The organism is Nocardioides sp. CFH 31398 (assembly GCF_022436705.1).
In the GTDB taxonomy this organism is placed as follows: Bacteria; Actinomycetota; Actinomycetes; order Propionibacteriales; family Nocardioidaceae; genus Nocardioides.
Genome location: NZ_JAKUHT010000005.1, coordinates 430338 through 455395, shown reverse-complemented (window position 1 = coordinate 455395; position 25058 = coordinate 430338). Strand labels below are relative to the sequence as shown.

Genomic DNA, 25058 nt, shown 5'->3' with positions numbered 1-25058 from the left:
CCCCGTCGGGGTGTCGGCTCCGCTCGGCGCGTCGGTGCGAGGATCGGCCGGTGACCGACTCGTCGACCGCGCGAGCGGTCTCGCCCGACTCCGGTGCCCCGTGGAGCGTCGCGGGTGCCTGGCCGGCAGCGCCCGGTGTGCACCGGATCCCGCTGCCGCTGCCGAACGACGGCCTGCGCGCCGTCAACGTGTACGTGCTGGAGTCCGAGGGCGGGCTGACGCTGGTCGACGGGGGATGGGCGATCGAGGCCGCCCGGGAGCGGCTCGAGGCCGGGCTCGCCACGATCGGGGCCGCGGTGGGCGACATCGGCCGGTTCCTCGTCACCCACGCCCACCGCGACCACTACACGCTGGCCACCGTCCTCGCCCGCGAGGTCGGCGCCCACGTCAGCCTGGGCGCCGGGGAGCGCGCGAACCTGGACGCCATGCACGACGCCGGCCCCACCGGGACGCCGTCCGGGGGTGGCAGCGCCGTGGTCCTCCGGCGGTGCGGGGCGCCCGGGCTCGCGGCCGAGTGGGTCCGGCACGCCCAGGGGCTGCGGGTCGACCTCTCCGAGTGGGGCCACCCCGACGCCTGGCTCGACGGCGACGACGTCCTGGAGGTGGGGGACCGGGCGCTGGACGTCGTCCCCACGCCGGGCCACACCCGCGGTCACGTCGTCTTCGCCGACCGCGCGGCCGGCCTGCTGTTCGCCGGGGACCACGTGCTGCCGACCATCACGCCGTCCATCGGGTTCGAGCCGGCGCCGGTCGCGAACCCGCTGGGCGACTTCCTGACCTCGCTCGCCCGTGTGCGCGGCCTGCCCGACCTGCGACTCCTCCCCGCCCACGGGCCCGTGACCGACTCGAGCCACGCCCGGGTCGACGAGCTGCTCGCCCACCACGAGCAGCGGCTCGCCGCCTGCCGCGAGACGGTCGCGGCGGACGGGTCCGCGACGGCGCACGACGTGGCCACGGCGCTGCCCTGGACCCGTCACGCCCGCAGCCTCGGCGAGCTGAACACCTTCGACGCGGGTCTCGCGACCATGGAGACGCGCGCCCACCTCGAGCTGCTCGCCGCCCGCGGCGAGCTCGTGCGCGCCGACCACGACGGCGTCACCGTCTACACCCGGCCCGCCGACCGGACCGGCTGACCGGGTCGGACCGGGCGGGTCGGACAGGGCCGGGCCGGGCCGGCTCAGGCGACCAGGTCCCGGAGCATCCGGTCGGAGGAGCGCAGCGCATCGACGTCGTACGTCGAGGTGCTGGCCATGATCTCGTCGGCCCCGGTGCGCTCGACGAGACGCTCCAGGCGCCGCCGGACGGCCGCCGGCCCGCCGGCGACCGCACCGTCGAGGGAGCGCTCGACGCGGTCCCTGACCTGGTCGGGCCACGGCTGGTCGCGGATCGTGGCGACCGGCTGGAGGGGCGGGAACTCGCCGCTCCGGCGGGACCAGGCCATCGCCCACGCCTCGGGGAGGGCCAGCTCCCGGGCCGTCGCGTCGTCGTCGGCGACGGTGACGTCGAGCGAGATCGTCACCGAGGGCCGACTTCCGTGCGCGGGCCGGAAGGTGCGGCGGTAGTCGGCGAGCGTGCGGGCCATCTCCTCCGAGCCGACGGCCGGCCCGCCGACGACGACGGGGAGCCCCAGCCGCGCGGCCACCTCCACGCCGTCGCGGACCGCGAGCACGTGCATGGGGACGCGCCCGGCGGTGGCGGGCCGCGCGGTCACCTCGCCGGTGCCGTCGAGCAGGGCGCGCAGCTCGGTGAGGTCGTCCACGAAGTCCTGCGGGTCCTGGTCCTCCCGCCGCAGCGCCCGCCGCACGGGAGGGGTGAAGCCGAGGGAACGGCCCAGGCCCAGATCGACCCGGCCGGGCTGCAGCGCCTCGAGCAGCAGGAACTGCTCCGCCACCACGAGCGGCTGGTGCAGCGGGAGCATCACGCCCCCGGAGCCGATCCGCATCCGGTCGGTGCGCGCGCCGATGGCGGCGAGCAGCACCGGCGGCGCCCCCGACGCGATCCCGGGGACGGCGTGGTGCTCGGCCACCCAGAAGCGGTGGTAGCCCGCGGCCTCGGCGTCGACGGCCCGCGCCACCGTCGCCGCGACGGCCGCGGCGTCCGTCTCGCCGGACCGGGTCCGCGAGCGGTCGAGCAGGGAGAGCCTCACCCCGGGGCAACGCTGTCCGGACCCGGGGGCTTCCCCCGGCGGCGTGGCAGGCAGGGCTCCGCGGGTCGAGGAAGAGGGGACGAGGACCCGGGCGCGCTACCGTCGAGCAACCGGTCCGACCGCGACCGTGCTCGCCGAGCACCGAGGTCGGCCAAGAGAGGTCGGCGTCATGACGACGTCACCGTCCGAACGTCCCGCCACCACCGTGGCCCCCCGCACCACCGGCGCCGAGGGCCTCCGCATCGCGGTGCGGGCCCCCGTCCGTGGGACCCCGCTCGAGGGTGCCTGGCACCCGCGGTCCCGCGACCTCGCCGTGGAGGCCGCCGACCTCGTCGACCACTTCCCCGCCGAGGCCGGCCGGCCCGCACGACTGCTGTTCTCCCGACCCGACTGGAACGCCGAGCCGGGTGTCCGCAGCCTGCACCGCGTGCGCGCCGCGCGCGGCCCGGTCAAGGTCGGGTCGTTCCCCTCCGACGACACCCACCTCATGGTCGTCCGGCTCTCGCCGGACCGTGCCCTGCGCCTGCTGGTCGTCCCCAGTGACGTCGACGAGGCTCGCGGCCGCCGCATCCTCGAGCGTGCGGCGGCGCCCGACAACCAGCTGAGCGCCAGCGAGCTCCTCGCCCTCGACTAGAGCGGGTCGGCCGGTCGGCGTCAGGTCGTGCTGCGCAGCACGAGGGGCATGCCCCCGTGGGGGTGGATCGCTGCCCCGATCTCGTAGCGGGGCCGGACCCACCCGTCGGGGACCTCGACCCGGAACCGCGCCACCAGGCGGGTGAGGACGACGACCATCTCGCCCAGGGCGAGCTCGCGGCCGATGCACAGCCGCGGGCCGTCCCCGAACGGCAGGTACGCCGTGTGCCGCCCGCCCGAGCCGAGGAAGCGCTGCGGGTCGAAGGTGAGCGGGTCGGGCCAGTGCTGTGCGCGGCGCTGCAGCACGAAGGGGCTGATGATCGCCAGCGTGCCCGCGGGGAACTGCTGGCCCCCCAGCGTCACCGGCTCCCGCGCCCGGCGCGAGATGAGCCACGCCGGGGGGTAGAGCCGCAGGGCCTCGTCGACGGCCGCCCGGGTCCACGGCAGCGTCGCCTGGTGGCCGAGGAGGGACGGCGGTCCGTCGAGGGCGGCGACCTCCTGCGCCACCCGGTCCTGGACCTCGGGGTGCTCGGCCAGCAGCATCAGGGTCCAGGTCAGGGCCGACGCGACGGTCTCGTGCCCGGCCACCACCATCGTCGCCAGCTCGTCGCCGACCTCGGCGTCGGTCAGCCCGCCGTCCAGCAGGAGTCCGAGCAGGTCGTCGCCGTACGACGCGGCGCCCCGGCCCTGCGTGTCGACGTGGCGCCGCTCGATGATCGCTGCTGTCGCCGCCGTCAGCCGGCGCCGGGCGCTGCGCAGGCGGAGGTTGGCGAGGGTGGGCGCCCACCGGGGGAGCGGCAGCATCGACCGCGCCGAGCGGACGATGGCCTCGGACCCGGCGCTCGTGGCCCGCAGCACGGAGGTGGCGTGGCCCGAGAGGTCCTGCGAGAAGAGCAGACGGCCCACGACGTCCAGGCCGACCTGGTGGGTCAGCACGGCGACGTCGACCGGCCCCGTGCGGTGCCCGGCCAGGTGGGCGTGGACGGCGGAGTCGGCGGCCTCGACGACGTCGGCGCCGAGGGCCTCCAGGCGCTGGTGGTGGAAGGCGGGGGCCGCGGCGCGGCGCCGCGTGATCCAGGCCGGCTGGTCGGAGGCCAGCAGCCCCGGTCCGGTGACCTCGGCGAGCGCGGACCACTGCCGCGTGTCCTTCGACCACGAGCGCGACGCCGTCCGCAGCACGCGAGCGACGTCGGCGGGGTCGTTCAGCAGGACGGCGGGCGGCCCCGGCACCGGGAACCCGACCAGGTCGCCGTGGCGCTCGGCCGTCTCGGCGAGGAAGGCGATCGGGTCGCGGCGGATGCCCCGCATCGCGCGGAGCATGTCCCCGCCCGTCGGTCCGGGGACGACGGGCCTCGTCGCCGCGGCCCCGGGCTGTCGCGCGCTCTCGCCGCCGTCCGCGGTGGCCTCCGCCGAGGAGACACGACGCATGGGACCTCCGGGGTGGTGGACGACGCCCAGGACGCCGCTGACACCCCGACCCTACGGACCGTCCCGACCGCCTCCGTCGGCCGGACCGTGGTCCGGCGCCCCCGAGGACTAGAACATGTGGTTACCAATGGTTTAAGGTTTGACCGCCGTCCCGCCCGGACCCCATGCCGGGCGGGGCGGTTCTGCGTCAGCCCAGCCGGTCGACCGCGACGGCGTGGAACGCCGTCAGGGCGGCGAGGCTCTCTCCGACGTCGTGCCCGGGCTCGACGAGCACGGTGAGCGACGACCACCGGTTCTCGCTGACGCTGGTCAACCGCCCCCGCAGCATCGTCGAGGAGTCCACCTCCGCCATGAGGGGCACCAGCGACGGCAGCGCCGCCTGGTAGCGGAGCTCGAGGGTCGCCCCGAAGGGGCCGTGGTCGGTCATGTCCGCTCCTGCCGTGACCCCGTCGGGGTCGTTCGGTCGCGCTCGACTGGGAGCGACCGAGCCCAGGGTGACAGGTCGCGGGCTCCGGCGGGGACCCGGCGTCAGGGCCGGCCGGGCCCGCGCCGACCGCCTACGCTCCGGCGGGGTCCGGGAGCCACAGCGCGAACGTGGCCCCGCCACCCGGCGTGTCGCGCACCTCCAGCCGCCCGCCCATCTCCGCGAGCAGCCGGTGGGCGGTGGCGAGGCCGAGGCCGTGGCCCTCGTCGTCGCCGGCCGTGTCGCTGCCCCGCTGACGCGACGCGAAGATGCGGTGCCGGTCGGCCCGGGGGACGCCCGGCCCGTGGTCGACGACGGAGATCTCGGACCCGCCACCGTCGACCGGTCGGCACCCGACCTCGATGCGGGGATCGGTCGGGCCGGCGTACCGCGCGGCGTTGGACAGGATGTTCTGCAGGACCAGGCGCAGGCCCACGGGACGGCAGCACACCAGGGCGTCGGCGGGGTCCAGGGTGACCTGGAGGCCGTCGACCTCGTGGCCCAGGTCCTCGACGGCGTCGGCCGCCACCCGGCGCCACGAGGTGGGTCGGACCCGGTCGGTGTCGGACATCCGGGACTCCGCCAGCAGGTGACCGATGGTCGACGACATCCGCTCGGTGGACCGCCTGGCACGGGCGAGCAGGTCCCGGGTGCCGAAGGCCCCGCCGCTCGTGGCGCCGGGTCCGGACGCCGCCTCGAGCTGCTCCTCCAGGATCCCGAGGGCCATCTCGACCGTCGCCAGCGGGCCACGCAGGTCGTGGCTGACGGTGGCGGCGAAGTCGACCAGCCGGGCGTTCGTGCGCTCCAGCGTCCGGACCGTCCGCTGCCAGCGCCGTGACTGCAGCTCCAGCTCCAGGACGTCGGCGACCCGCGCGGCCAGGACCTGGAGCAGCCGGCGGTCCTGCTCGGTGAGCTGCCGGGGTCGGGAGTCGAACAGGCAGAGGGTGCCGACGGCGACCTTCGCCGGCGTCCGGAGCTGGAACGTGGCGTAGAAGCGGACCTCCGCCGAGCCGGTGACCCACGGGTTGTCCTCGAAGCGCGGGTCCTGGCTGGCGTCGCTCAGCACCACCGGCTCCGGCTCGTCGACGACCACCGAGCACAGCGACTCCGACCGCGGGGTGACACCGCCCTCGAAGCCCACGGCCTCGATCTGGTGCTGCTCGTCCTCCGTCAGCAGGTTGATGGCGGCCTTGGGCACGCCGGACGCCGCCGCCGCCAGCGCCACGAGCGCGTGCAGCTCGGCGCGCGAGGCGTGGTGCTCGTCGAGCACCCCGTACTCCGCCAGTGCGGCCTGGCGTCGCGCCTCGAGGGCGTCCGTCGGGACACCTCGGAGGTCGTTCCCCATGCGCGTGCCCCTCCACCTCGATCACGCGTCCCCGAGCCGCGGGAGGTCCCGCGAGGCGCCGCTCCCCCACGGTACCCCCGCCCTCGCCCACGAGATGCCCGTTGCCGGACCTCACCCGGCCCCGCCACGGCGGCCGTGCACGGCCTGGGCGATGCTGGGTACTGCCCTCCAGCCCATCGTCCAGGAGGCTCGACATGACGACCGCGCAGATCGCGCCCACCGAGGCGCCCGCCCGCGGAGGTCCCGCGGAGCACCTCACCGACGCCGACGTCGAGGCGCTCGGCCGCGAGCTCGACGCCATCCGCCAGGGCGTGCTCACCACGCGCGGCGCCCGCGACGCGGCGTACATCCGACGGGTCATCGCCGTCCAGCGCGGGCTGGAGTGGGGCGGTCGCGTCGTCCTGCTGGCCGGCCGCTGGCGACCGGCGTGGGTGCTCGGCACCGCGTCCCTCGCCGCCGCCAAGATCCTCGACAACATGGAGATCGGCCACAACGTGCTCCACGGGCAGTGGGACTGGATGCGCGACCCGCGCATCCACTCGCAGACCTGGGACTGGGACCACGCCTCGCCCGTCGAGCAGTGGAAGAAGGCGCACAACGAGGAGCACCACGCCTACACGAACATCCTCGGCGAGGACAACGACCTCGGCTACGGCATCCTGCGGGTCGACGAGGACCAGCCGTGGCGCGCGCGGCACCTCGTCCAGCCCTTCTGGAACCTCGTCAACGCCTGCTTCTTCGAGTACGGCATCGCGTTGTACGACCTCAACGTCGGCGACGAGCTGCGGGCGGGCGAGGGGTTCTCCGACGACCTCAAGACCCGCAGCCGGGCGACGCTGCGCAAGGCGGGCCAGCAGCTGACGAAGGACGTCGTCGTCCACCCGCTGCTGTCGGGGCCCGGCTGGCGGGCGACGCTCGCGGCGAACCTCACCGCCTGCCTGGTCCGCAACGTGTGGAGCCACTCGGTGATCATGTGCGGGCACTTCCCCGAGGGCGTGGAGACCTTCGAGCGCGAGACGCTGCCCGAGGACGAGACACGCGGCGACTGGTACCTGCGTCAGATGCTGGGCTCGGCGAACATCTCCGGCTCCCCGGCGCTGCACCTGATGGCGGGGAACCTGTCGCACCAGATCGAGCACCACCTGTTCCCCGACCTGCCCAGCAACCGCTACCAGCAGATCGCCCCGGCCGTGCGAGCGGTGTTCGAGCGGTACGGGCTGCGCTACCACTCCGCGCCGCTGGCCACCCAGGTCACCAGCGCGTGGCGCAAGGTCGTGCGGCTCTCGCTGCCCAACGGCTGGCTGGCGGCGACGAACCGTCGCAACCTCCGCTCGCAGGTCCGCTCGCTGGTGCAGCAGGCCCGCGCCGCGGGCGCCGCGGCGCCCGTCTGATCGCCGAGCCCCCCGTTCTCAGGTGGTCGAGCAGCCGAGCGCGCGATCTCAGGTGGTCGAGCAGCCGAGCCGCGCCAGCGGCTCCGCGGCGTCGAGACCACCGGAACCGGACCTGGGTCTCTCACCGTGGTCTCGACGACGCGCGCTCGCCGGGGGCTCGCATGCTGCTCGACCACCTGAGGGCCGGGGGCTCGCGGGCTGCTCGACCACCTTCGGCGTTCAGGTGGTCGAGCAGCCGAGCCGCGCCAGCGGCTCCGCGTCGTCGAGACCACCGGGACCGGACCTGGGTCTCTCGCCGTGGTCTCGACGATGCGCGCTCGCTGCGCTCGCGCGCTGCTCGACCACCTGAGGGCCGGGGGCTCGCGTGCTGCTCCACCAACGTGGCCTTCAGGTGGTCGAGCAGTCGACCGCCCTCAGCGGTCGATGAGCTTCGCCATCGCCTCGGGGTAGCGCTCGCCGGTGACGCGCACCTCCGTGGAGGCGCGGTCCAGCTCGGCGAGGTCGTCGGCGGTGAGGACGACGTCCGCGGCGCCGAGGTTCTCGTCGAGCCGCTCGAGGCGACGGGTGCCGGGGATGGGCACGACCCACGGCTGCTGGGCGAGCAGCCAGGCCAGCGCGACCTGCCCCACCGTCGTCCCGCGGCGGTCGGCCACGACGCGCACGCGGTCGACCAGCGCCAGGTTCGCCTCGAGGGCCTCCCGCTCGAAGCGGGGCAGGGTGGCGCGGATGTCGCCCTCGCCGAACTCGGCGTCCGCACCCACCTGGCCGGTGAGGAAGCCGCGGCCCAGCGGGCTGAACGGCACGAAGCCGACGCCCAGCTCGGCCAGGGTGGGCAGGATCTCGGCCTCGGGCTCCCGCCAGAACAGCGAGTACTCGCTCTGCAGCGCCGTCACCGGGTGGACGGCGTGGGCGCGACGGATGGTGCCGGCCCCGGCCTCCGACAGCCCCAGGTGGCGCACCTTGCCCTCGGCGACGAGCTCGCCGACCGTCCCGGCGACGTCCTCGATGGGCACGTCGGGGTCGACGCGGTGCTGGTGGAGGACGTCGATCGTGTCGGTCCTCAGCCGTCGCAGCGAGCCGTCGACCGCGGACCGGATGTCCTCGGGTCGGCTCGTCACGCCGCTCTGCCTGCCGTCCGCGTCGAAGGCGAAGCCGAACTTGGTGGCGAGGACGACGTCGTCGCGCACCGGCTCGAGCGCCTCGCCGACGAGCTCCTCGTTGTGGAACGGCCCGTAGACCTCGGCGGTGTCGAAGAACGTGACGCCCCGCTCCACCGCGGCCCGGAGGAAGGCGATCATCTCCTCGCGGGGCGGGCGCGGACCGAACGACTGGCTCATGCCCATGCAGCCGAGTCCGAGCGCGGAGACGGTGGGCCCGTGGGTGCCGAGGGTGCGCATCTGCATCCGTCCACGCTAGCCCGGGACTGAATCGGACCCCCAGGATGTTCGGTGTCCCCGCGAGGACCGGGCCGGGCCCGGGGGAAGGAGGCGGGATGAGGCTGCTGCGAGGACTGTCCGACCGGGTGCGCACCGAGGCGGGCGCCGCGGGCCTGCTGGCCGTGGTCACCCTGCTGGCGCTGGTGTGGGCGAACACGCCCATCTCCGGGCTGTACGACGACCTGTGGCACGTGCACGCCGAGTTCAGCCTCGGTCCGCTCGGCGTCTCGATGGACCTGCACCACTGGGTCAACGACGGCCTGATGGTGCTGTTCTTCTTCCTCGTCGGCCTCGAGGTGCGCCACGAGCTCGCCGAGGGCTCGCTGCGCGACCGCAGCGCCGCCCTGCTGCCCATGGCGGCGGGTGTCGCCGGCGTCGTCCTCCCGGTGCTGATCTACCTGGCCGTGGTGGTGTCGAACGGTGGCGAGGGCGCGGCCGGCTGGGGCGTCGTGGTCGGCACCGACACCGCCTTCCTGCTCGGGGCGCTGGCCGTGGTCGGGCCGGCGATGTCCAACCAGCTGCGGGTCTTCCTGCTGGCTCTCACCGTCGTCGACGACTTCCTCGCCGTCGCCGTGATGGGCCTGTTCTACAGCGACGAGCTGCGGCCCGGGTGGCTGCTCCTGGCCCTGGCCTGCCTCGTGGCGCTGTGGCTGCTCGGACGCACCCGGCAGTGGCGCAGCTCGCCGTACGTCGCCGTGGTGGCGGTGCTCTGGTACGCGACCGTCCAGGCGGGCGTGCACCCGTCGCTGGCCGGGATGGTCGCCGGGCTGCTCGTCCCGGCGTACGCCACGCAGCGGCACTCGGTGGAGCTCGCGAAGTCCGACTTCCGGGACTACTGGCAGTCGCCCCAGGCGGTCGCCGCGCAGGCGGTGCGCAGCAGCCTGTCGCGCTCCATCTCCGTCAACGCCCGTCTCCAGCACTCGCTGCGCGGGCCGACGACGCTCGTCATCGTCCCCGTGTTCGCGCTCGCCAACGCCGGCGTCGACCTGCGGGGCGGGCTGCTCGGCGAGGCGCTCGGCTCCCCGGTGACGTGGGGCGTCGTCCTCGGCCTGGTCGTCGGCAAGCTCGTCGGCATCGCGGCGGTGACCCTGGTCGCGGTGCGCCTCGGCCTCGGCCGCCTGCCGGACGGCGTCGGGAGCGGCAGCGTGCTCGGCGGCGCGGCGCTGTCCGGCATCGGCTTCACCGTGTCGCTGCTGGTCGTCGAGCTCGCCTTCGACGGCACCCCGATGGCGGGCCAGGCCACCGTCGGCGTGCTGCTCGCGATGGTGCTGGCGCTCCTGCTCGGGTGGGCGGTGTTCGCCGTCGCCGCCCGGTTCATGGGGGAGACGACCGCCGACCTGCCGACCCTGCTGGACCCGCCCGTCGACCCGGACCGCGACCACGTCCGAGGCAACCCGGACGCCCCGCTCACGGTGGTCGAGTACTTCGACTTCGAGTGCCCCTTCTGCGCCCGCGCGACCGGCATGTGGCGGGACCTCAAGCAGCACTTCGGCACGGAACTGCGCTACGTCGTCCGGCACGTCCCGCTCGACGGCCTGCACCCGCACGCGCGCCGGGCCGCCGCCGCGGCGGAGGCCGCCGGGCGGCAGGGCGCGTTCTGGGAGATGCACGACCTGCTGTTCAGCCGGCAGGACGCCCTCGAGGACGACGACCTCGTGACCTACGCCGACGAGCTGGGTCTCGACGTGGACGTGTTCGCCGCCGACCTCGAGTCGGCCGAGCTGGCCGCGGTGGTGCAGGCGCACGCCGACAGCGCCCACCGCAGCGGCGTCCGCGGCACGCCGACGTTCTTCGTCGACGGCGTGCGCCACCTCGGCCCGCACGACGCCCGGACGCTCATCGACAGCCTCGAGAGCGTCCGGACCGCGACGACCTAGGGGCCGGTCAGCGACGCCAGGTGCGCGTGGACGAGCGGGACGACGCTCGCGCCCTCGCCGGACGCCGACGCGACCCGCTTCATCGACCCGGACCGGGCGTCGCCGGCGGCGAAGACGCCGGGGACGGTGGTCGCCAGGGCGGCGGGCGGCCGCTCGCCGTGCCAGTGGGCGCGCGGGACGTCGCGTCCGGTGAGCACGAAGCCCCGCTCGTCCATGGCGACCGCGTCGGGCAGCCAGTCGCAGTGCGGCTCCGCGCCCAGGAGCAGGAACAGCCCGCCGACCTCCCGCCGCTCGCGGGCCCCGGTCTCGACGTCCTCCAGCTCGAGCCAGCCGAGCCGCTCGCCGGACGCGCCGGTCCCGCCGTCGACCACCCGGGCGCAGGGCCGGACGTCGATGTTCGGGGTGTAGCGGATCTCGCCGACGAGGTAGTCCGACATGGTCTCCGCGATCCCCGGCCGGCGGACGACGATCGTCACCGAGCGCGCGAAGCGGGCGAGGTGGATCGCGGCCTGCCCGGCGGAGTTGCCCCCGCCGACGACGACCACGTCGACGTCGGCGCACTCGTGGGCGGCCGCGGCCGCCGCGCCGTAGTGCACCCCGCGACCGATGAGCTCCTCGACGGTCTCGACGCCGAGACGTCGGTAGGCGACGCCGGTGGCGACGACGACGCTGCGGGCGCGCACCGTCCCGCCGGGGGTGTGGAGGTGGTGCGGCGCCCCGCCGTCGCCGGCCTCGAGCCGGTGCACGGTCGCGCCGGTGAAGAAGCGCGTGCCGAACCGCAGCGCCTGGCCCCGCGCGCGCTGCGCCAGCCGCATCCCGGAGACGCCGCGCGGGAAGCCGAGGTAGTTACGGATCATCGAGCTCGTCCCCGCCTGGCCGCCGATGGCGCCGGCCTCGAGCATCACCGTCGACAACCCCTCCGACGACGCGTACACCGCGGCCGCCAGCCCGGCGGGCCCGCCGCCGACCACGGCCACGTCGACCACCTCGTCGACGTCCACGTCGGAGGGTGCGCCGTACACGGACGCGGCGACCTCCTGCAGCGAGGTGACGCACCGGGGCCCGCCGGTCACGGGGCGCAGGATCGGGTACGTCGCCGGGCCCAGGCCGAGGTCGTCGTGCTCGCGGAGCACGGCCCGGCCCTTCTCGGAGTCGGGCGTGCAGAGCTTCGTCGGCATGCCCATCCGGTAGAAGAAGTCGCGGATCTGCACGGCCAGCGCGTCGCCGGCGGGTGCGACCACGAGGTTCATGACGGCCGTGGGCACGGCGATGGTGGAGCCCCAGTCCGACAGCAGCTCGGTGAGGACGGCGTGGAACTCCTCGTCGCGGGGGCCGCGGGGCATCAGAAGGAACGCGTCGTACTTGCCGGCGGCCATGCCGCTGCGCAGCTGCTCGGCGCGGTCGCGGAACACCCCGACGTGGGCGACGACGACCCGCTTGGCGGACCGGGCGAGCGAGCGCCAGTGGTACATCGCGGCGAGCGGTCCGGTGCCCGGCTCGTCGGCCTCGAGGAGGATCATCGCGACCTGCTGCTGCGGCTCGAGCGACTCGAGGAGCGCGGTCGTCTCATCGGTCGAGGTGCACCAGCGGACGTCGTACTCGGCGTCGTAGCGGCGCAGCGGCAGCCGGAGGTCGTCGGGGTGGGAGGCGCTGCACACGATCAGCAGGGGCGCCGGCTGGGGTGGTGGGGCGGGCAGGGCGTGGTCGTCGGGCACGGGCTCTCCTCGACGTCGAGCGGTGTTCGGGCACCCCGGCCGGGTCTGCGGGGTGTTCCTCCATCCTGCCGCGCGACCGAACGTCCCGCAGCCCCGTCGTCCCGCCGCCCCGTGACCCGCAGCCCGTGGCCGGTGGTCGGGGCACGAGGCCGCCCGAGGCTCGGGATGCGGTGGGCCGACGGAGGGTGCGGTCCGCCGCCGGTGCGGCGGGTGCGCCGACCCGGGCCTAGAGGTCGACCGGCACGGTCGGCTGCAGCACCGCCTCGACGAGCGACTCAGTCCGCAGGTGCGCGCCCGCCCGGTACGCCGGGTCGCGCACCATCTCGGAGAAGCTGCGGCGGGTCGGGTAGGAGACCACCAGCACGGCGTCCCAGGCCTGGCCGTCCTCGGCCACCAGGGCGTCGCCACCGAGGCCGTAGTGCAGGACCCGGGCCCCCCGCGCCTCGGCGTGGGGCCGGAAGTGGCGCAGGTACTCCAGGTAACCGGCCTGTCCGCCCTCGGCGAAGCGGAGCAGGTTGAGCATGACGACGGGCTCGTCGGGTCCCGCCTCGAGGAACGCCTTGAGGTCCTGGCCGGTGGGGTCGATCACGGGTGCTCCTCGCCTCGGTGAGCGCGGCGGCCGGAGGGTCGGGGCCGCGTGGGCCCACCACGCTAGGTGGGTGGGTCGACGGGTGGCGAGGCGAGCTCACCGCGCTGTCCTGGCACTCGCCCACCTCGCGTGGTGAACCGCGGACCGCGGCCGGGGCGGCGGAGCCGGCCTGGCGGACTCAGCCCGTCTCGAGCGTGTACCCCAGGCCTGCGGTGGTGGTGAGGTAGCGCGGGTGCGCGGGGTCGTCCTCGAGCTTGCGGCGCAGCTGGGCGGCGTACAGGCGCAGGTAGTGGTAGCTGTCCTCGTAGCCGAAGCCCCACACCTCCCGCAGGATCTGCTCGCGGCTCACGAGCTTGCCGGCGTGGCGGGTGAGGAGCTCGAGGAAGGACCACTCGGTGGGGGTGAGGCGGACGTCCTCGCCGCGCTTCGACACCCGCTTGCGCCCGAGGTCGACCACCAGGTCGCCGACGGTGACCTCCGAGACCGCCGGCGACGGGGCGCTGCTGCGGCGGACGGCGGCGCGCAGCCGCGCCATGAGCTCGTTGATCGCGAACGGCTTCGTCACGTAGTCGTCGGCGCCGAGGTCGAGGGCCTCCACCTTGTCCTCGCCGTGCTGGCGCGCCGAGAGGACGACGATCGGCACCGAGGTCCAGCCGCGGAGCCCGGAGATCACCTCGGTGCCGTCCATGTCGGGCAGGCCCAGGTCGAGCAGGACGACGTCGGGGTGGCCGGTGACCGCGGTGTCGAGGGCGCTGCGGCCGTCGTGGGCGACCAGCACGTCCCAGCCGTGCGCGCGCAGGTTGATGGCCAGCGCCCGGGCGAGCGCCGGCTCGTCGTCCACGACCAGCACGCGGGGGGAGGGGGCGCTCACGTCCGGGCCACCGGGGCCTCCCCGGCCGACACGGCCGGCAGGGCCGGCACGACTGCCTGCGGGTCCGGGCCTCCGGCGCCGCCGGGGCCGTCCGGGGTGGCGCGGGGCAGGCTGACCACCATCGTGAGGCCACCCCCGGCGGTGTCCTCGGCGCTCAGCGTGCCGCCCAGGGCGTCGAGCAGGCCGCGCGCGACGGCGAGGCCGAGGCCGAGGCCGCCCGACGAGGTGTCGCCGAGCCGCTGGAAGGGCTCGAACATGCGGGCGCGCCGCTGCTCGTCGACGCCCGGGCCGCGGTCGACGACGAGGACCTCGACGGTGGTCGTGAGCACGTGCGCGAGGACGCGGACGGGGAGGCCGCCCGCGTGCCTCACGGCGTTGTCGACGAGGTTGGCGACCACCCGGGTCAGCAGCCCCGCGTCGGTGAGCACGTGGGGCACCGACTCGTCGACCTCGAGCGAGACCAGCGACGGGTCGTGGCCGGAGACCGCGACGGGCAGGACCTCGTCGAGGCTGCGCGGCCTCAGCACCGGCCTCACGAGGCCGCTCTCCAGGCGCGACAGGTCGAGCAGGTCGTCGATGAGCCGCTCGAGCGTGTCGGCGGAGGTGGCGATGGTGCGCAGGAGCTCGGCCCGGTCCTCGGCGGACACCGAGGCGGTCAGGGCGCCGTCGACGGAGGTCCTCATGGAGGCCAGCGGGGTCCGCAGGTCGTGGGACACCGCCCGCAGCAGCGCCGTCGACGTGGCCTCGGCGCGCTCGAGCGCCTGCACCCTCAGGTCCCGCTCCTTCAGGCGGCGGTGCTCGAGCACGAGACCGGCCTGGGTCGCGAAGGCGTTGAGCACGCGCTGGTCGCTGGCCCGCAGCGGCTCGCCGCACAGCACGAGGACGTGGTCGTCGTCCACCGCCACCCGGGTGTCGCCGCCGTCGGGGGTCGCCGCACAGGGCGAGCCGGACGAGGCGGTGATGGTCCAGCCCGTCCTCGCGACGTCGGTGCCGGGGTCCGCCCGGGTCAGCAGCGACGCCGCGCGCTGGCCGAACGTCTCCCGCACCCGCTCGACGACTGCCTCCGCGGTGTCCTGGCCGGTGAGCACGGACTGCGACAGGCTGCTCATCGTCGCCGCCTCGGTCCGCGCGCGCAGCGCCTCCGCCGCCCGCCGCGAGGCGCGGTCGACGACCGTCGCGACCCCGACCGCCACGGCGACGAACACCGCGAGCACCAGCAGGTTGCGGGGCTCCGAGACCGTCAGGGTGCCGGTCGGCTGGGTGAACCAGTAGTTCAGGGCCCCGAAGCCGAGGACGGCGCCCAGCACCGCGGGGAACAGGCCCCCGACCAGGGCGACGGCCACCGTGCACGCCAGCAGGGCGAGGGTGGCGAGGGCCAGGTCGTCGGTGTCGGCGAACCCGTGAAGCAGCCAGGCCAGCGTCAGGGGGAGGACGACGGCGCCCACCCACCCGGCCACCTGCCGGCTCGGCGACAGCGGGGACAGCGCCGGCCGGGCCACCGTCCGGCGGCTGACCTGGTCGTGGGTGACGAGGTGGACGTCGATGCGACCGGCGAGCGAGGCGATGCGGTCGCCGGTCGTCCCCGCCGCCACCCGGCGTAGGCGCCCGTGGCGGGAGACGCCGACGAGCACCATCGTGGCGTTGACGCCCTCGGCGAACTCGACGATCGCCGAGGCGCGGTCCTCGCCGACGACGGTGTGGAACGTGCCGCCGACGTCCGCGACCAGGCGCTGCACGGCGCCGAGGTCGCGCTCGTCCTTGCTGCGCAGGCCGTCGGTGGCCAGCACGTGCACGGCCAGCAGCTCGGAGCCGGCGGCCCGTTTGGCGAGGCGCGCGCCGCGCCGGACGAGGGTCTCGCTCTCCGGCCCACCGGTGACGGCCACGACGATGCGTTCCTTCGCGGGCCAGGTCTCGACGATGCGGTGGGCGCGGCGGTAGTCGTCGAGCTGGTCGTCGACCCGGTCGGCCAGCCAGAGCAGCGCGAGCTCGCGCAGCGCGGTGAGGTTCCCGACCCGGAAGTACGACGTCAGGGACGCCTCGACGGCGTCCGGCTTGTAGATGTTGCCGTGCGCCATGCGCCGTCGCAGCGCCTCGGGCGACATGTCGATGAGCTGGATGTTCTCCGCCGCCCGGACCGTCTCGTCGGGCACGGTCTCGCGCTGGCGGACCCCGGTGATGTCCTCCACCTCGTCGTTGAGGGACTCGAGGTGCTGGATGTTGACGGTGGTGATCACGTCGATGCCGGCGGCCAGCAGGTCCGCGACGTCGGCGGCCCGCTTCTCGTGGCGGCTGCCCGGCACGTTGGTGTGGGCGAGCTCGTCGACGAGGACGACGTCCGGCTGCCGCTCGAGGACGGCGTCGACGTCCATCTCGGTGAGCACGGTGCCGCGGTGCTCGACGCGGCGCCGGGGGACCACCTCGAGGTCGCCGAGCTGCAGCCGGGTGCGCTCACGCCCGTGGGTCTCCACGATCCCGACCACGACGTCCGTGCCGCGCTCCGCCCGCCGGTGCGCCTCGCCGAGCATCGCGTACGTCTTGCCGACCCCGGGCGCGGCGCCCAGGTAGACGGTGAGGCGCCCGCGGCGCCGCACGACCCGCTCGGCCCGGGCCTGGTCCGCTGGCTGTGGCACCTCAGCTCCCGTCCTCCTGCAGGACCGCGGTGTTGAGGCCCAGCACGTCGACCCGCGGCTCTCCGAGCACGCCCAGGGTGCGGCCCTGGGTGTGCTCCTCGACGAGTCCCCTCAGGGTGTCCTCGTCGATCCCGGTCGCCTCGGCGACCCGCGGGACCTGCAGCTCAGCGTAGGCAACCGAGATGTGCGGATCCAGGCCGGACCCCGACGCCGTCACGGCGTCCGGCGGGAGCTCGGAGACGTCGACGCCGTTGGCCTCGGCGAGCTCCGCCTGCCGCTCCCGGACAGCGTCGAGCAGGGCCGGCTCCTCGGGCCCGAGGTTGGAGCCGTACGTCGACAGCGTGTCGTAGCCCTCGCCCGCGGCCGACGGGCGGTTCCAGAACAGGTCCGGGTCGTCGACGACCTGCCCGAGCAGGGACGACCCGGCGGCCTCGGACACGTCGGTCGTGCGGGACCCGTCGGCGGTGACCAGGGAGCCCTCGGCCTGCCACGGGGCGGCGACGCGCCCGAAGCCGAGGACGACGGCGGGGTAGACGACGCCCAGGACGAGGGTGGCGGCCACGAGCAGACGCAGGCCGGCGAGGCTCTGGCGCCAGAGGTCGGTCAGGACGTTCACAGGAGTCTCCTTCGTTCGCTCAGAGACCGGGGACCAGGGAGATCACGAGGTCGAGCAGCTTGATGCCGACGAACGGGGCGAGCAGGCCGCCGACGCCGTAGACGAGCAGGTTGCGCCGCAGCAGGGCCGCCGCGGACGAGGGCCGATAGGTCACGCCCCGCAGGGCGAGGGGGATCAGGGCGACGATGACGAGCGCGTTGAAGACGACCGCGCTGACGATGGCGGACTCCGGGCTGGAGAGCCGCATGACGTTGAGGACGTCGAGCTGCGGGAACGCGACAACGAACATGGCGGGCAGGATCGCGAAGTACTTCGCGACGTCGTTGGCGACGGAGAACGTCGTGAGCGCGCCGCGGGTGATGAGCAGCTGCTTGCCGATCTCGACGATGTCGATGAGCTTCGTCGGGTCCGAGTCGAGGTCGACCATGTTGCCGGCCTCCTTCGCCGCGACCGTGCCGGTGTTCATCGCGACGCCCACGTCGGCCTGGGCCAGGGCGGGGGCGTCGTTCGTGCCGTCGCCGCACATCGCGACCAGGCGGCCGCCCTCCTGCTCCTGGCGGATCAGGGCCAGCTTGTCCTCCGGCGTGGCCTCGGCCAGGAAGTCGTCGACGCCCGCCTCCTTCGCGATCGCCTGCGCGGTGACCGCGTTGTCGCCGGTGATCATGACCGTGCGGATGCCGATCGCCCGCATCTCCTCGAACCGCTCGGTGATGCCCGGCTTCACCACGTCCTTGAGGTGGATGACGCCGAGCAGCCGGCCCCGGCCGTCGCGGGACTCCGCGACGACCAGCGGGGTCCCGCCGCTGCGGCTGACCTGGTCGACGAGCTCGTCGAGGAGGTCGTCGCCGTGACCCACCCACTCCTTCACCGCGGAGGCGGCGCCCTTGCGGATCTCGCGGTCCGGCAGGTCGACCCCGCTCATGCGGGTGGTGGCGCTGAACTCCACCAGGGTGGTGCCGCGTGGCACCTCGTGGCGGCGTCCGCCCGATCCGGCGCCGGTCGTGCCAGGGCCGTCGACGAGGCCGTCGACGAGGTCGACGACGCTGCGACCCTCCGGTGTCTCGTCGGCCAGCGAGGAGAGCAGGGCCGCCTCCGCGAGCTCCTCCTCGGTGACGCCGTCGGTGCGCAGCAGCTCGGTGGCGTAGCGGTTGCCGAGCGTGATGGTGCCGGTCTTGTCGAGGAGCAGGACGTCGATGTCCCCGGCGGCCTCGACCGCCCGGCCCGACATGGCGAGGACGTTGCGGCGCACGAGGCGGTCCATGCCGGCGATGCCGATGGCCGACAGCAGGGCCCCGATGGTCGTCGGGATGAGGCAGACGAGGAGGGCGAGCAGCACGAGCACCGACTGGCGGGCGCCGCTGTAGCTCGCGACCGGCCACAGGGTCACGCAGACCACGACGAACACGACCGTCAGCGCCGACAGCAGCACGTTGAGCGCGAGCTCGTTGGGCGTGCGCTGACGTTCCGAGCCCTCGACGAGGGAGATCATGCGGTCGACGAACGACTGGCCGGGCTCGGAGGAGATCCGGACGGCGATCTCGTCGGAGAGCACCGTGGTGCCGCCGGTGACTGCGCTGCGGTCGCCCCCGGACTCCCGGATGACGGGGGCCGACTCGCCGGTGACGGCGGACTCGTCGACCGACGCGACGCCCTCGATCACCTCGCCGTCGCCGGGGATGCGCTCCCCGGCGGCGACGAGGACGACGTCCCCGACGTGCAGGCTGGTGCTGGGGACGTCCTCGACCTCGCCGGACGGCGTGCGCCGGCGGGCCGAGGTCTCGGTCTGGAGCGCGCGCAGGCTCGCGGCCTGCGCCTTGCCCCGGCCCTCGGCGACGGACTCCGCGAGGGTCCCGAAGAGCACGGTGAGCCACAGCCAGACGGTGACGAACCAGCCGAGGACGGACGGGTCGAGCACCGAGAGGACGGTGGTCGCGACGGCGCCGACCTCGACGACGAGCATCACCGGCGTGGCGAGCAGCTCGCGCGGGTCCAGCTTGCGCAGCGCGCCCGGTAGGGCCTCGGCGAGCTGGGCGGGGGTGAGGACCCCCGAGGACGACGCGGTCCGCGGCTCGGCGGCGGGGGAGGGTTCGGTCACGGTCACGACAGGGACTCCACGACGGGGCCGAGCAGGAGCACCGGCACGTAGGTGAGGCCGACGAGGACGAGCGCCACGCCGGTGAGGAGGGCGACGAACAGGGGCCGGTGGGTCGGCAGCGTGCCGGACCCGGCGGGCACCCGACGGGCGGCGGCGAACCGTCCGGCCAGCGCGAGCACGAGCACGATCGGCACGAAGCGACCGAGCAGCATGAGGACCCCGAGCAGGGTGTTCCAGAACGGGGTGCCCGAGGTGAGGCCACCGAAGGCCGAGCCGTTGTTGTTGGCGGCCGAGGTGACGGCGTACAGCATCTCGGAGAAGCCGTGCGGCCCGGAGTTGAGGACGCCGGCGGGGCCCGCGTCGAACGACACGGCGACCGCGATGCCGACCAGCAGCAGGACGGGGGTGGTGAGCACGTACGCCGCCACCAGGCCCATCTCGCGCTGGCTGATCTTCTTGCCGAGGTACTCCGGCGTGCGGCCGACCATGAGCCCGGCGAGGAAGACGGTGACGACGGCGAGCACGAGCATGCCGTAGAGGCCGGAGCCCACGCCGCCCGGAGCGATCTCGCCGAGCATCATCGCGAACATGACGGTGCCGCCGCCGGCGGCGGTGAACGAGTCGTGCATGGCGTTGACCGCGCCGGTCGACGTCCCCGTGGTGACGGCGGCGAAGAGGGCGGACGCGGCCTCGCCGAAGCGCACCTCCTTGCCCTCCATCGCGCCGCCGGCGAGCTGCGGGGCGCTGCCGGGGCCCGCCATCTCCGCCCACGTGGTGGCGGCGACGACGGCGCCGAGGAGGACCGTCATGACCGCGCCGACCGCCCAGCCCTGGCGCTTGTCGCCGACGATGCGGCCGAAGGCGCCGACCATCGCGAACGGGACGAGCAGGATCAGGTACATCTCGAGCAGGTTCGACAGCGGGCTCGGGTTCTCGAAGGGGTGCGCGGAGTTGACGTTGTAGAACCCGCCGCCGTTGGTGCCGAGCTCCTTGATGGCCTCCTGGCTGGCCACGGGTCCGCCGGTGAGGACCTGGGTGCCGCCGGTGAGGGTGTCCATCACGCGGTCGCCGGAGAGGTTCTGGACGACGCCGAGCAGCACGAGCACGACGGCGGCGACGAGGGCGATCGGCAGCAGCACCCGGACGACGGTGCGCACGAGGTCGGTGAAGAAGTTGCCGACGCGGCCGCCGTTGTCGGCGAGGGCCAGGCCGCGGGCGAAGGCTGCGGCCACGGACATCCCGACGCCGGCGCTGACGAAGTTCTGGACGGTCAGGCCGGAGGCCTGCACGAGGTGTCCGAGGGCGGCCTCGCCGGAGTACCACTGCCAGTTGGTGTTGGTGACGAAGCTGACGGCGGTGTTCCAGGCGCCGTCCGCGGGCAGGGCGCCGAAGCCGAGGGACAGCGGCAGAAATTGCTGCAGACGGCCGAGTGCGTAGAGCGCGAGGACGCCGACGAGGCTGAACCCGAGCACCGACAGGGCGTAGGTGCGCCAGTGCTGGTCGGCGTCGGGGGCGACGCGCAGCACGCGGTAGGCGAGGCGCTCCACCGCGAGGTGGCGCTCGCCGGTGTACGTGGTGGCCAGGTGGCGGGCGAGCAGGGGGACGGTGAGGACCAGCAGGAGGACCAGTGCCGCGATCTGACCGAGCGCCGGGAGGACCTCGCTCACCGGGCGTCGCGGGTCGAGGAGGTGCGGGTCGCACGGCGCTCGCGCCGGTCCAGGACGCCCACGAGGAGGGCCAGTCCGACGAACGCCACGATCGTCGCCGCGACGTACAGGAGATCAGTCATGCGTCATTCGTACGACCGGCGATCGGCCCTCCTGGACGGTCCTGACGGTTCCCTAACGGCCCGCGCGAGGATCCTGACGACGCCCCTACGCCTCTGCTCCGTCCGGCGTGGTTCGCCGGCACCGCCGCTCACGGTGGTCGAGGTGTGAGGCCGTCCGCGGCCGAGCCTCGAGACCGGGTGGGGCGGAGGCCGACCCGCGCCACCGCCGGTCGAGCCTGTCGAGACCCCTGCAGCCCTGCGCAGACGTGCCGACTCGAGCCCCGTGGGCTGCGCAGACGTGCCGACTCGAGCCCCGTGGGCTGCGCAGACGTGCCGACTCGGCCTACAGGTGGGTGACGGTGACCTGCCCGCCGTCGACGTGCCAGCGCTGGTCGAGGCGGACGGACTCCAGCAGCCGCCGGTCGTGGGAGACCAGGACCAGCGCCCCGTCGTACGACTCGAGCGCCTGCTCCAGCTGCTCGATCGCGGGCAGGTCGAGGTGGTTGGTGGGCTCGTCGAGCACCAGCAGGTTGACCCCGCGGGCCTGGAGCAGCGCCATCGCGGCCCGGGTGCGCTCGCCGGGGGAGAGGGCGCCGACGGTGCTGGCGACCTGGTCGGCCTTCAGGCCGAACTTCGCCAGCAGGGTGCGGACGTCGGCTGGCGTCCAGTCCGGCACGGCGAGGCCGAAGGCGTCGCCGAGCGGCAGGTCGTCGGCGAGGCCGGTGCGGGCCTGGTCGATCTCGCCGACGGCGACCGAGGCGCCGAGGGAGGCGCGTCCGGAGGTGGGGGCCAGCCGGCCCAGCAGCAGGCGCAGCAGGGTGGTCTTGCCGGCGCCGTTGGGTCCGGTGACGCCGATCCGGTCGCCCGCGCTGACCTGCAGCGAGACCGGGCCCAGGGTGAACGACCCCAGCTCCGCGGTCGCCGCGTCGAGGGTCGCGACCACCGAGCTCGACCGTGGGGCCCGGGCCACCGTGAACTGCAGCACCCACTCCTTGCGCGGCTCCTCGACCTCGGTCAGCCGGGCGATCCGCGACTCCATCTGCCGCACCTTCTGCGCCTGCTTCTCCGACGACTCCGACTGCGCGCGGCGGCGGATCTTGTCGTTGTCGGGCGACTTCCTCATCGCGTTCCGGACGCCCTGCGAGCTCCACTCCCGCTGCACCCGTGCGCGGCGGACCAGGTCGGCCTTCTGGTCGGCGAACTCCTCGTACGCCTCCCGCGCGTGCCGGCGCGCGACCGCCCGCTCCTCCAGGTAGGCGTCGTACCCGCCGTCGTAGGTCGCGACCTGGTGCTGCGCGAGGTCCAGCTCGACGACGCGCGTGACGACCCGCGAGAGGAACTCACGGTCGTGCGAGACGAGGACGACGCCCGCGCGCAGCCCCTCGACGAAGCGCTCCAGCCGGTCGAGGCCGGCCAGGTCGAGGTCGTTGGTCGGCTCGTCGAGCAGGACGACGTCGAACCGGCTCAGCAGCAGCGCGGCCAGCGCGGCGCGGGCGGCCTGACCGCCGGACAGCGAGGTCATCGGTGCCTCCGGCCCGACGTCAAGGCCCAGGTCGGCCATCACCGGCGGCAGGCGCTCGTCGAGGTCCGGCGCCCCGGTGGCGAGCCAGTGGTCGAGGGCACGGGAGTAGTCGTCGGCCACGGAGGCGGGCGCGCCAGGCTCGCCCATCGCCACCGCCAGCCGCTCCATGGCCGCGGTCGCCTCCGTGCACCCCGTGCGCCGGGCGACGTAGGCCGCGACCGTCTCGCCGTCGCGCCGCTCGTGCTCCTGGGGCAGCCACCCGACGAACGCGTCGCTCGGCGCGGCGGCGACCGTGCCCTCGAGCGGGGCGAGGTCACCGGCGAGGACCCGCAGCAGCGTGCTCTTGCCGGCCCCGTTGGCGCCGACGACGCCGACGACGTCCCCGGGGGCGACGGTCAGGTCGAGACCCTCGAAGAGGGTGCGGTGGCCGTACCCGCCGGCCAGGCCGGACACGACCAGGTGCGCGCTCACCCGCCGATCGTAGGGACCGCCCCGCCCGTGTCCCCGCCCCGGTGCCGGACCAGGTCGAGCGCGAAGCGCACGTGCTGCGCGGCGACCTCCTCGGCGCTCGCGGGCCCGTCCGGGCGGAACCACTGCGGCATCGCCGTGGTCATCGTGACGACGGCGCGTGCCGCCTCGTGGGGCCGGTCGGTGCCGAAGTGGCCGGCGGCCACGGCGTCCTCGACCTCGACGTCGACGAGGTGCTGCACGCCCCGCCGCACGGCGGCCACGCGGGCGTGGGCGGCGGGCTCCAGGCTGCGCATCTCGGAGTACCCCACGAACCCGAGGTCGCGCCGGTGGGTGTGGAACAGGGCGAGGCACTCGACGAGGAGCGCGAACCGGGTGACCGCGTCGTCGCCCTCGTCCCGGGCGGCCGTGGCGCGAGCGACCAGGTCGGTCATGGTGAGGTCGAGGATCGCCACGAGCATCTCGTGCTTGCTCGCGTGGTGGTGGTAGAGACCCGGGACGGAGAGCCCGGCGCGCTCGGCGATCGTCCGCATCGTCGCTCCGTGGTAGCCGAACTCCAGGAACGACGACAGCGCCCCGGCCAGCGCGGCGGGCAGCACGAGGGGCTCGAAGACCCGCCAGTCACCGTGCACCGCGTCGACGGGTCGGCCCACGGGCACCGGCGACGGCCCGGTGCCGCCCGGCCCCGGCGCCAGCAGCCGTTGCACCGGGACCTCGAGGGCCGCGGCCATCGACGCCACCCGCGCGCTCGACACCCCGGTCCGACCGTTCTCGACCGCGCTCAGGGTCGCCGGGCTCACCCCGAGCGCGCCCGCGAGACCGCGCACGGTCAGGCCCCGGGCGAGCCGGAGCTCCCGCACGGTGCGGCCCAGGACGGCGCGGTGCGCCGTCCGCGCGTCGAGCCCCGTCGCCTCCTCGGTCATCACCGCGAACCTACGCCAGGTCGGCTGCTGAGTGTTCAGGAATCCTGAACACGCGGCGTGTCCGGCGCGGTGCCCGGCGAGCCTTGACATCGGGACCTGGTCGCACGAAGGTGACGTGCGTCATAGCCCGTACCGAGCGCACGCTCGGTGTCCCGCGCGCGCCCAGGAGGCCACCGTGACCGAGGAAAAGACCGCCCCCGACCTGACCGAGCTGCTCGCCGACGCGCCCAGCAACTGGGGCAAGTGGGGGGACGACGACGAGGTCGGCGCCCTGAACTACCTGGGCCCCGAGCAGGTCGTGGCCGCCGCGTCGCTCATCAGCGCGGGCAAGGTCTTCACCATCCAGCGGCTCATCGGCGACCCCAAGGGCGACCCGGTCTGGCCCGGGCGCTCGCCCGCCGAGCGCACGCAGATCCTCGACGAGAGCGACTGGGACGAGGGCGGCAAGGGCGCCTCGTTCCCCGGCGGCCTCCACTACGCCGACGACAAGATCAACTGCTTCCTCCAGGGCTCCACGCAGTACGACGCCCTCGGCCACGTCTGGTACGGCGGCAAGATCTGGAACGGCTACGACGCCCGCACGACCATCGGCGGCCTCGACAAGGCCAGCGTCCAGCCCATCGCCGAGAGGGGCGTCGTGGGCCGCGCCGTCCTGCTCGACATGGCCCGCTTCCGCGGCAAGACCTACCTCGACTCCGCCGAGCCGTTCACCCACGAGGACCTCGAGGCCTGCGCGGCCGCGCAGGGCCACGAGATCCGCAAGCGCGACATCCTCGTCATCCGCACCAACTACCTGCAGCGCTTCTTCGAGCTCGGCGACAAGTTCTACGAGGGCTTCTGCGAGCCCGGCCTGGTCTACAGCCCCGAGCTCGTCCAGTGGTTCGCCGACATGGAGATCCCGAACCTCGTCACGGACACCATCGCCAACGAGATCACCTTCGACCCCAACAACGGTGTCGCGCTGGTGCTGCACAACGCCCTGATGCGCAACCTGGGCGTCACGCTCACCGAGATCGTCGACCTCGAGGAGCTCGCCGCGGACTGTGCCGAGGACTCGCGCTACGAGTTCTTCTACGCCGCCGCGCCGCTGAAGGTCGCGAAGGGCAGCGGCTCGCCGGTCAACCCGATCGCCATCAAGTAGC

The 25058-nt window shown here is 74.5% G+C and carries 20 protein-coding genes; 5 read left to right on the top strand and 15 right to left on the bottom strand.

Annotated elements, in window-relative coordinates; all coding sequences use genetic code 11:
• The first annotated feature begins 50 nt into the window (after window positions 1-50).
• Window positions 51-1133: an MBL fold metallo-hydrolase gene (locus MJ876_RS06775; RefSeq protein WP_240235467.1), complete on the top strand. Its 1083-nt coding sequence runs from the start codon at window positions 51-53 to the stop codon at window positions 1131-1133.
• Between the two features lie 44 nt (window positions 1134-1177).
• Here the strand turns inward: MJ876_RS06775 and MJ876_RS06770 are convergent, their stop codons facing one another.
• Window positions 1178-2146 carry an MsnO8 family LLM class oxidoreductase gene (locus MJ876_RS06770; RefSeq protein ID WP_240235466.1) on the bottom strand — a complete coding sequence of 323 codons (969 nt, stop codon included), beginning with the start codon at window positions 2144-2146 and terminating at the stop codon, window positions 1178-1180.
• Between the two features lie 169 nt (window positions 2147-2315).
• Between MJ876_RS06770 and MJ876_RS06765 the strand changes: the two genes are divergently transcribed.
• Window positions 2316-2780, top strand: a complete 465-nt coding sequence (locus tag MJ876_RS06765; protein WP_240235465.1) for a DUF5994 family protein — start codon at window positions 2316-2318, stop codon at window positions 2778-2780.
• Window positions 2781-2800: 20 nt separating this feature from the next.
• Here the strand turns inward: MJ876_RS06765 and MJ876_RS06760 are convergent, their stop codons facing one another.
• From MJ876_RS06760 to MJ876_RS06750, 3 genes are all read right to left on the bottom strand, one after another.
• A complete protein-coding gene (locus tag MJ876_RS06760) occupies window positions 2801-4207 on the bottom strand; it encodes a cytochrome P450 (RefSeq protein ID WP_240235464.1) in 1407 nt (468 codons plus the stop codon).
• A 187-nt stretch (window positions 4208-4394) separates the two neighbouring features.
• The gene (locus MJ876_RS06755; RefSeq protein WP_240235463.1) at window positions 4395-4634 is read right to left on the bottom strand and encodes a hypothetical protein; all 240 of its coding nucleotides are present in this window, start codon (window positions 4632-4634) and stop codon (window positions 4395-4397) included.
• A 130-nt stretch (window positions 4635-4764) separates the two neighbouring features.
• Window positions 4765-6015: a GAF domain-containing sensor histidine kinase gene (locus MJ876_RS06750; RefSeq protein ID WP_240235462.1), complete on the bottom strand. Its 1251-nt coding sequence runs from the start codon at window positions 6013-6015 to the stop codon at window positions 4765-4767.
• A 194-nt stretch (window positions 6016-6209) separates the two neighbouring features.
• Here MJ876_RS06750 and MJ876_RS06745 point away from each other — a divergent pair, with 194 nt between their 5' ends.
• Window positions 6210-7406: an acyl-CoA desaturase gene (locus MJ876_RS06745; RefSeq protein ID WP_240235461.1), complete on the top strand. Its 1197-nt coding sequence runs from the start codon at window positions 6210-6212 to the stop codon at window positions 7404-7406.
• Window positions 7407-7819: 413 nt separating this feature from the next.
• Here the strand turns inward: MJ876_RS06745 and MJ876_RS06740 are convergent, their stop codons facing one another.
• Complete coding sequence (locus MJ876_RS06740; RefSeq protein WP_240235460.1) at window positions 7820-8809, bottom strand: aldo/keto reductase; 990 nt, start codon at window positions 8807-8809, stop codon at window positions 7820-7822.
• Between the two features lie 89 nt (window positions 8810-8898).
• Between MJ876_RS06740 and nhaA the strand changes: the two genes are divergently transcribed.
• Complete coding sequence (gene nhaA, locus MJ876_RS06735) at window positions 8899-10719, top strand: Na+/H+ antiporter NhaA (protein ID WP_240235459.1); 1821 nt, start codon at window positions 8899-8901, stop codon at window positions 10717-10719.
• Here the strand turns inward: nhaA and MJ876_RS06730 are convergent.
• The 10 genes from MJ876_RS06730 to MJ876_RS06690 form a co-directional block, all read right to left on the bottom strand.
• The gene (locus MJ876_RS06730; RefSeq protein ID WP_240235458.1) at window positions 10716-12434 is read right to left on the bottom strand and encodes an FAD-dependent oxidoreductase; all 1719 of its coding nucleotides are present in this window, start codon (window positions 12432-12434) and stop codon (window positions 10716-10718) included. The genes nhaA and MJ876_RS06730 overlap by 4 nt on opposite strands.
• A 226-nt stretch (window positions 12435-12660) precedes the next feature.
• Window positions 12661-13023 carry a DUF1330 domain-containing protein gene (locus MJ876_RS06725; protein ID WP_240235457.1) on the bottom strand — a complete coding sequence of 121 codons (363 nt, stop codon included), beginning with the start codon at window positions 13021-13023 and terminating at the stop codon, window positions 12661-12663.
• A gap of 178 nt (window positions 13024-13201) precedes the next feature.
• Window positions 13202-13894: a response regulator transcription factor gene (locus MJ876_RS06720; RefSeq protein ID WP_240235456.1), complete on the bottom strand. Its 693-nt coding sequence runs from the start codon at window positions 13892-13894 to the stop codon at window positions 13202-13204.
• Window positions 13891-16524: an ATP-binding protein gene (locus tag MJ876_RS22140; RefSeq protein WP_240235455.1), complete on the bottom strand. Its 2634-nt coding sequence runs from the start codon at window positions 16522-16524 to the stop codon at window positions 13891-13893. The genes MJ876_RS06720 and MJ876_RS22140 overlap by 4 nt, the downstream gene beginning before the upstream one ends.
• A 1-nt stretch (window position 16525) precedes the next feature.
• Window positions 16526-17140: a K(+)-transporting ATPase subunit C gene (gene kdpC / locus MJ876_RS06710; RefSeq protein WP_240235454.1), complete on the bottom strand. Its 615-nt coding sequence runs from the start codon at window positions 17138-17140 to the stop codon at window positions 16526-16528.
• Window positions 17141-17159: 19 nt separating this feature from the next.
• Complete coding sequence (kdpB, locus tag MJ876_RS06705) at window positions 17160-19241, bottom strand: potassium-transporting ATPase subunit KdpB (RefSeq protein WP_308192571.1); 2082 nt, start codon at window positions 19239-19241, stop codon at window positions 17160-17162.
• Window positions 19238-20902, bottom strand: coding sequence for a potassium-transporting ATPase subunit KdpA (kdpA, locus tag MJ876_RS06700; RefSeq protein WP_240235453.1), 1665 nt, complete (start codon window positions 20900-20902; stop codon window positions 19238-19240). Before kdpA ends, kdpB begins: the two co-directional genes overlap by 4 nt.
• Window positions 20899-21024, bottom strand: a complete 126-nt coding sequence (locus tag MJ876_RS21560) for a hypothetical protein (RefSeq protein ID WP_275694463.1) — start codon at window positions 21022-21024, stop codon at window positions 20899-20901. Before MJ876_RS21560 ends, kdpA begins: the two co-directional genes overlap by 4 nt.
• 322 nt (window positions 21025-21346) lie before the next feature.
• The gene (locus MJ876_RS06695; RefSeq protein ID WP_240235452.1) at window positions 21347-22996 is read right to left on the bottom strand and encodes an ABC-F family ATP-binding cassette domain-containing protein; all 1650 of its coding nucleotides are present in this window, start codon (window positions 22994-22996) and stop codon (window positions 21347-21349) included.
• Window positions 22993-23916: a helix-turn-helix domain-containing protein gene (locus tag MJ876_RS06690; RefSeq protein ID WP_240235451.1), complete on the bottom strand. Its 924-nt coding sequence runs from the start codon at window positions 23914-23916 to the stop codon at window positions 22993-22995. The genes MJ876_RS06695 and MJ876_RS06690 overlap by 4 nt, the downstream gene beginning before the upstream one ends.
• Window positions 23917-24091: 175 nt before the next feature.
• Between MJ876_RS06690 and MJ876_RS06685 the strand changes: the two genes are divergently transcribed.
• A complete protein-coding gene (locus MJ876_RS06685) occupies window positions 24092-25057 on the top strand; it encodes a cyclase family protein (protein ID WP_240235450.1) in 966 nt (321 codons plus the stop codon).
• Window position 25058 lies beyond the last annotated feature (1 nt).

What these genes read in the sequence shown, in the direction of transcription:
- MJ876_RS06765 (WP_240235465.1), top strand. Translation starts at nt 2,316, where the DNA reads ATGACGACGTCACCGTCCGAACGTCCCGCCACCACCGTGGCCCCCCGC.
- MJ876_RS06760 (WP_240235464.1), bottom strand. Translation starts at nt 4,207, where the DNA reads ATGCGTCGTGTCTCCTCGGCGGAGGCCACCGCGGACGGCGGCGAGAGC.
- MJ876_RS06755 (WP_240235463.1), bottom strand. Translation starts at nt 4,634, where the DNA reads ATGACCGACCACGGCCCCTTCGGGGCGACCCTCGAGCTCCGCTACCAG.
- MJ876_RS06750 (WP_240235462.1), bottom strand. Translation starts at nt 6,015, where the DNA reads ATGGGGAACGACCTCCGAGGTGTCCCGACGGACGCCCTCGAGGCGCGA.
- MJ876_RS06745 (WP_240235461.1), top strand. Translation starts at nt 6,210, where the DNA reads ATGACGACCGCGCAGATCGCGCCCACCGAGGCGCCCGCCCGCGGAGGT.
- MJ876_RS06740 (WP_240235460.1), bottom strand. Translation starts at nt 8,809, where the DNA reads ATGCAGATGCGCACCCTCGGCACCCACGGGCCCACCGTCTCCGCGCTC.
- nhaA (WP_240235459.1), top strand. Translation starts at nt 8,899, where the DNA reads ATGAGGCTGCTGCGAGGACTGTCCGACCGGGTGCGCACCGAGGCGGGC.
- MJ876_RS21560 (WP_275694463.1), bottom strand. Translation starts at nt 21,024, where the DNA reads ATGACTGATCTCCTGTACGTCGCGGCGACGATCGTGGCGTTCGTCGGA.
- MJ876_RS06690 (WP_240235451.1), bottom strand. Translation starts at nt 23,916, where the DNA reads ATGACCGAGGAGGCGACGGGGCTCGACGCGCGGACGGCGCACCGCGCC.